Origin of the sequence: Methylibium sp. (assembly GCF_013817365.1) — a bacterium.
Classification (GTDB): Bacteria; Pseudomonadota; Gammaproteobacteria; order Burkholderiales; family Burkholderiaceae_C; genus Methylibium.
In genome coordinates this window covers 1-6,376 of record NZ_JACDCU010000234.1, presented here as the reverse complement: position 1 = coordinate 6,376, position 6,376 = coordinate 1, and the positions used below count along the sequence as shown (strand labels likewise).

5 protein-coding genes are annotated in these 6,376 nt (G+C 69.8%); 3 read left to right on the top strand and 2 right to left on the bottom strand.

All coding sequences use genetic code 11. The annotated features are described in order from the left end of the window. Window positions 1-80: 80 nt before the first annotated feature. On the bottom strand, window positions 81-1,838 hold the full coding sequence (locus H0W38_RS14085) for a thiamine pyrophosphate-binding protein (protein WP_292455114.1): 1,758 nt from the start codon (window positions 1,836-1,838) through the stop codon (window positions 81-83). 128 nt (window positions 1,839-1,966) lie between these two features. Next, a complete protein-coding gene (locus H0W38_RS14080; RefSeq protein ID WP_292455113.1) occupies window positions 1,967-3,256 on the bottom strand; it encodes an MFS transporter in 1,290 nt (429 codons plus the stop codon). A gap of 67 nt (window positions 3,257-3,323) precedes the next feature. On the opposite strand from H0W38_RS14080, the gene H0W38_RS14075 reads away from it, so the two are divergent. From H0W38_RS14075 to nadC, 3 genes are all read left to right on the top strand, one after another. After that, window positions 3,324-4,247, top strand: a complete 924-nt coding sequence (locus H0W38_RS14075) for a helix-turn-helix transcriptional regulator (RefSeq protein WP_292455111.1) — start codon at window positions 3,324-3,326, stop codon at window positions 4,245-4,247. Between the two features lie 62 nt (window positions 4,248-4,309). Further along, window positions 4,310-5,437, top strand: a complete 1,128-nt coding sequence (gene nadA, locus H0W38_RS14070) for a quinolinate synthase NadA (protein WP_292455107.1) — start codon at window positions 4,310-4,312, stop codon at window positions 5,435-5,437. Between the two features lie 41 nt (window positions 5,438-5,478). Next, on the top strand, window positions 5,479-6,360 hold the full coding sequence (gene nadC, locus H0W38_RS14065; protein ID WP_292455105.1) for a carboxylating nicotinate-nucleotide diphosphorylase: 882 nt from the start codon (window positions 5,479-5,481) through the stop codon (window positions 6,358-6,360). Window positions 6,361-6,376 lie beyond the last annotated feature (16 nt).

The following is a 6,376-nucleotide window of genomic DNA, read 5'->3' as shown; positions in this document are numbered from 1 at the left end:
CCAGGGCGGCGCGGGTGGCTGCGCGCCGACGGACGGGCAGCGGTGAGAGGCGAAGCGAAAGCATGCGGCGGGGTTCCATGTCAGGTCTTGTCACTGGCGGTTGATGTGGAGGAAGGCAACGGCGCGGTGGCGCGTTGCACCGCGGCGGCTCGAATGGCGCTCAATGTCGTGCGCGTGGTAATCACTTCGCTGCTCACCACCAGATGCAGCAAGCTCGGCTGCGCACTCGCCAATGCCGCGGCAAAGGCCGGCTCGAACGCGGCGGTGTGCTCGATGCGCTCGGCCGCCCAGCCGTAGGCACGCGCCAGCATCGCGAAGTCGGGGTTGGCGAGGTCGCTGCCGCTTACGCGGCCGGGAAAGTCGCGCTCCTGGTGCATGCGGATCGTGCCGTAGCTGCCGTTGTCGACCACGATGACGATGGGCCGGGCGCCATGGGCGCGCGCGGTGGCGAGCTCTTGGCCCGTCATGAGGAAGTCGCCGTCGCCGGCGAAGGCGACGACGCAGCGGCCGGGGTTCAGCAGGCTCGCCGCGATGGCGGCCGGCACGCCGTAGCCCATGGCGCCCGAGGTCGGCGCGAGTTGGGCACCCAGACTGCGGTGTTGCCAGTAACGGTGCAGCCAGCCGCTGTAGTTGCCGGCGCCGTTGGTCACGATCGCGTCAGTCGGCGCGAGGCGCTGCACGGTCTTCACCACCTCGGCCAGATCGAGCGGCGTGCTCAGCGCCGCATCGGCCGGCGGCTGCAGGTTGGCCAGATAGTCGGCGTGCGCCGCGCGCGACCAGTCGGCCCAGGCGCAGGTGTCGGGTGCGGTCAAGCTCGCCAGCGCATGCGCGGCGTTGGCCATGGCTGACTGCAGCAGCAGGTCGGCCTCGTACACGCGGCCCAGTTCCTCGGCGCCGGCATGTACGTGAACGAGTTTCTGGCGCGGTCGCGGTGCTTCGAGCAGCGTGTAGCCGCCGGTCGTCATCTCGCCCAGGCGCGGCCCCAGCGCGAGGATCAGGTCGGCATCGCGCACGCGCTGGGCGAGCTTGGGGTTGATGCCGATGCCGACGTCACCCGCGTAGAGCCGGTGCGTGTTGTCGAAGCGGTCCTGGAAGCGGAAGGCGCAGGACACCGGCAACTGCCAGGCTTCGGCGAAGCGCTGCAGCGCGGACGTGGCCGCCGCGTCCCAGCCGCTGCCGCCCGCAATGACCAGCGGGCGCCGTGCGGCCAGCAGCAGATAGCGCAACTCGCGCAGCGCTTCGGGCGCCGGCCAGGCCGTGGCCGGCTCGATGCGCGGCAGCACCGGCGCGGCGGTGGCGGTCGTGAGCATGTCTTCGGGCAGCGCCAGCACCACCGGCCCGGGCCGGCCCTGCATCGCGATGCGGAAGGCGCGCGCCACGTATTCGGGCAGACGGTCGGCGCTCTGAACTTCGCCCACCCACTTGGCCATGCCGCCGCTGTTGGGGCCGAAAACCGCGCGGTAGTCGAGCTCCTGAAAGGCTTCGCGGTCGCGCACGTCGGCGCCTACCTGGCCAATGAAAAGGACCATCGGCGTGGAATCCTGAAACGCGGTGTGCAGGCCGATGCTGGCGTTGGTGGCGCCCGGCCCGCGCGTCACGAAGCAGATGCCCGGCCGGCCGCTCAGCTTGCCTTGCGCCTCGGCCATGAAGGCCGCCCCGCCCTCCTGGCGGCAGGCGATGAAGCGGATGCGCTCGCGGTGTTCGTGGAAGCCGTCGAGCACCGCCAGAAAGCTTTCGCCCGGCACGCCGAAGCAGGTGTCGATGCCTTGTGCGACCAAGGCCTCGACCAGTGCGTGGCCGGCGAGGCGGGGAGCTTGCGTCGCAGAGGAAGAGGGCATGCCGGCACTTTAGCCGGGCCCCGGCGAGTCTGACGCGAGCGGGCCCTTGAAGACAGAGCGCTCGAAGTGGAGCGCCGAAATGCAGCTACTTTGCTTCGGAGTCAGCTCGACGGCGCCGCCCGAACGCGTCAGCCCGCGGCGACAGCCGACACGCGCGGGCGCGACACGTTCAGGCCGATCAACCCCGCCGTAACGATGCCCAGGCCGAGCGCGAGCGCCGAGCCGTAGAACACGCCGTCGGGGTGGCCGCGGTCCATCAGTGCGCCGAACACCGGCGCGGCCAGTGCAAAGCCGATGTCCAGGCCCGAATAGACGGTGCCATAGACCCGCCCGGTCGCTCCCGGCGGCGACGCCTGCTTGACCAGCATGTCGCGCGAGGGCCCGGCGAGGCCCACGCCCGCGCCGGCCAGCGCCACCAGCGCCGCAGCAGCCAGGCCTGAAAGCAGGCCGCTGCCCGCCAGCACCAGCAGCACGGCAGCCGCACTCATCGCCAGCGCAATCGTGCGCTCCAGCCGCAGACTGCCCGAGACCAGGAAACCGCCCGCCACCATGCCCGCCGCGCCGCACAACATGTAGGCCGTCACGACGAAAGCGGTTACCGAAAGCGGCAAGCCGTAGATTTGCTGCAGCGCCGGGCCGGCAAAGGCCTGGATCGCGCTCAAGGCCGCCGTGCTCCAAAAGAAGAACGCGAAACAGATCCATACCGAAGGCAGCCGCAGAAAAGCCATCGGGTGCTCGGGCACAGCGCCAAGTGCGCCGGCAGGCTGCTTCTCGTGCGACCAGGCACCGAGCCGATCGTCGATCGCACGGCGGTTGATTGCCAGCACGAGGGTGACCAGCAGTGCCAGGCCGGCCGCCCCTACGTACGCGATGCGCCACGAACCGGTGAGGGCCATTGCGCCGGCCAGAAACACCGGCGCCGCCGCCCACCCCAGATTGCCGGCAATGCCGTGCACCGAAAAGGCATGTCCGAGGCGCGGCTGCGACACGCGCTTGTTGAGAATGGTGAAGTCGACCGGGTGGAACGCGGAGTTGCCCAGCCCGGCCAACCCGGCGGCAAGCATCAGGCCGCCATAGCCTTGCGCCCCGGCTGCTGCCAGCGCGGCGGCCACGAAGCAGGCCAGCGCCACGAACAGCACCGGCCGTGCGCCGATGCGATCGACCAGGAAGCCGGAGCCGGCCTGTCCGACGCCGGAGACCACGAAGAAGGCGGTGACCAGCAGGCCCAGTTCGGAATAACTCAGTCCGAACTCGCGGATGAACACCGGAAACAGCGGCGGCAACAGCAGGTGAAAGAAATGCGAGATGCCATGTGCCAGGGCCACGAGACCGATGGTGCGTGCATCGTCGCGCAGCGGCACGGGGTTGGCGGTGCTCGCGGCGTCTGCCGTGCCGGAACGGGCCGAAGGTGTGGACATGGTGACCCGATGATGAGCGAGGGTGCGGCGGCGCGCTTACGATAGCGGGACAATTTCTGTCGCGATCATGCCAAAGCGCCTCGCCGCCCTCCGATTGACCGTGCAGTCCATTACCGCGCACTTCTTCGAGCCCACGCGCGAGCGGCCCCTGCGGGCCAAGCACAGCACGCTCGAGGCCGACACGCGCGTCGAGCCGCACAGCCACCCCTGGGCGCAACTCGCCTGGTCGGCCACCGGCGTGCTGCGGCTGACCGCCGAGCGCGGCACCTATCTCGTACCGCCCTCGCGCGCGGTGTGGGTGCCGCCCGGCGTGGAGCACGCCGTCACGGTGGTGGAAACGGCGGAGTTGCGCACGCTCTATCTGCACGAGCGGGCGGCGCCGGCCACCGCGCGCTGTGGGGACGGCATGAGCAAGGGCATCGATCTGAGCACCACCACCGGGCCCGGCAAGGGTGCAGGCTCCCGCACTGCCGCAGCCGGCCCGAACGACTGGCAGCACTGCCGTGTGCTCGAAGTATCCGAGCTGCTGCGCGCGCTCATGCTGGCACTGCCCAGCACGCCCGACAGCGACTCGCCGCCCTCGCCCGCCGATCTGGACCGCGAAAAGCTCATCGCCCCGCTCCTCGCCGACGAACTGCGCCGCGCCGCGCCCGTTCGCTTGGGCGTGGCGCTGCCCGAAGACAAGCGCCTGCGCGCCCTGTGCGAGGCCGTGCTCGACGACCCGACTCGCCACGACACGCTCGGCGCCTGGGTGCGCCGCATCGGCGCCAGCGAGCGCACCGTGGCCCGCCTGTTCCGCGACGAACTGGGCACCAGCTTCGGCCAGTGGCGCCAGCAGGTGCTCTTGGCGCGGGCGCTCACCCTGGCCGCGCGCAAGCGGCCGATGAGCGAGATCGCCGCCGAGCTGGGCTACGCCAGCCCCAGCGCCTTCAGCGCGATGGTGCGGCGATCGGTGGGCATGCCGCCGAGCCGCTTCTTCGCGTCGGCTTGAAGCCGGCCTGCACAGGCGCATCCATGCCGGAGGGACAATCGGGCGCATCAGGAGCCTCTCGAATGAGCGAACAGATCCTCTACGACTTCACCCGCCAGGACGCCAGCGGCGCAAGCTGCACAGCACAGGCCTGGGCCCAGGCGCCGGAGCCGTTGACGCCGGCTCGCCGCGACGAACTCATGGCCCGCGCCAAGGCGCTGCTGAAAGAGCGCAACGCCGTGCTGGTGGCGCACTACTACGTCGACGGCGACCTGCAGGACCTGGCGCTCGAGACCGGTGGCTGCGTCTCCGATTCGCTGGAGATGGCCCGCTTCGGCCGCGACCATTCGGCGCAGACGCTCGTGGTGGCCGGCGTGCGCTTCATGGGCGAGAGCGCCAAGATTCTCTCGCCCGAGAAGACGGTGCTGATGCCCGACCTCGAAGCCACCTGCTCGCTCGACCTCGGCTGCCCGCCCGACGAGTTCGCCGCCTTCTGCGACGCCCACCCCGACCGCACGGTGGTGGTCTACGCCAACACCAGCGCGGCGGTGAAGGCGCGCGCCGACTGGATGGTCACCAGTTCTTGCGCCGTGGCCATCGTCGAGCATCTGCACCGCCAGGGCGAGAAGATCCTGTGGGCACCCGACCGCCACCTCGGCCGCTACATCGCCGACCACACCGGCGCCGACATGCTCATGTGGAACGGCGAGTGCATCGTGCACGACGAGTTCAAGGGCCTGGAGCTCGAGCTGATGAAGCGCGAGCACCCCGACGCGCTCGTGCTGGTGCACCCCGAGTCGCCCAAACGCGTGGTCGAGCTGGCCGACGTGGTGGGCTCGACCTCGCAGATGCTCAATGCCGTGGTCGAAAGCGACCGCCAGACCTTCATCGTCGCCACCGACAACGGCCTCATGCACCGCATGCGCCAGCTTGCACCCGGCAAGACGCTCCTCGAAGCGCCTACCGCCGGCAACAGCGCCACCTGCAAGAGCTGCGCGCACTGCCCGTGGATGGCGATGAACGCGCTGCAGGGCGTGGTCGATTGCCTGGCTCACATGCACACCGACCGGCGCGGCGAGATCACCGTGCCCGAGCCCACGCGCAGCCAGGCGCTGGGCTGCATCGACCGCATGCTCGATTTCGTCAAGGCACATCCGGCCGCCATCGCCAAGCCGGCCAAGGGCTTCGTACCCAACATCGGGGCGGCGTGATGCAAGCGTTGCCGAGCGGCCCGCTTTCGAAGCACGGTTTCATGCCACCCGAACACAACGAGACCCTGGAAGAGGCGCGCGAGCGAAACGTGCGCGACGCGCTGACCGAAGACATTGGCGTGGCCGACTGGACCGGCCGACTCGCGCCCGCCGGCCAGCGCCGCGCAGCGCGCGTGGTCGTGCGGGAAGACGCAGTGCTCTGCGGCCGGGACTGGTTCGATGGCTGCCTGCAAGCGCTCGACGCCGATGCGCGAGTGAATTGGCTGTATGCCGAAGGTACTCGCATGGCTGCCACCACGCCCGTCTGCGAGATCGAGGCCGATGCCCGCGCCCTGCTCGCCGCCGAGCGGCCGGCGCTCAATTTCCTGCAGTTGCTCTCGGCCACCGCCACGCTCACACGCGAGTACGTCGATGCGATCGAAGGCGCATCGCCGAACCTCCACGGCCGCGCTCACGGCTGCGTCATTCTCGACACCCGCAAGACCTTGCCCGGCCTGCGGCTGGCGCAGAAGTACGCCGTCAGGGTCGGGGGCGGCCAGAACCAGCGGCTGGCGCTGTACGACGGCATCCTGATCAAGGAGAACCACATCGCTGCCGCCGGCGGCATAGCTCAGGTACTGCACGCGGCGCAGGGGCTGAAGGCTGGCGTCGATATTCAGATCGAGGTGGAAACCATCGCGCAGTTGCGCGAGGCGCTGGAGCACGGCGCGACGAGCGTGCTTCTAGACAACTTCGACTTCGAGCGCATGCGCGAGGCGGTGGCCCTCACCGCAGGCCGTGCGCTGCTCGAGGTTTCAGGGGGCGTCGGACTGAATCAGGTACGCGAAATCGCTGCCACCGGCGTGGACCGCATCTCCATCGGCCGCCTCACCAAGGACGTGCGGGCGGTCGACTATTCGATGCGCTTGGTTCGAAGGGTGTAGACGACATCAGGCATCG

Excerpts from the sequence above, each read along its gene's own strand:
- H0W38_RS14085 (WP_292455114.1), bottom strand. The coding sequence starts at position 1,838 with ATGCCCTCTTCCTCTGCGACGCAAGCTCCCCGCCTCGCCGGCCACGCA.
- H0W38_RS14080 (WP_292455113.1), bottom strand. The coding sequence starts at position 3,256 with ATGTCCACACCTTCGGCCCGTTCCGGCACGGCAGACGCCGCGAGCACC.
- H0W38_RS14075 (WP_292455111.1), top strand. The coding sequence starts at position 3,324 with ATGCCAAAGCGCCTCGCCGCCCTCCGATTGACCGTGCAGTCCATTACC.
- nadA (WP_292455107.1), top strand. The coding sequence starts at position 4,310 with ATGAGCGAACAGATCCTCTACGACTTCACCCGCCAGGACGCCAGCGGC.
- nadC (WP_292455105.1), top strand. The coding sequence starts at position 5,479 with ATGCCACCCGAACACAACGAGACCCTGGAAGAGGCGCGCGAGCGAAAC.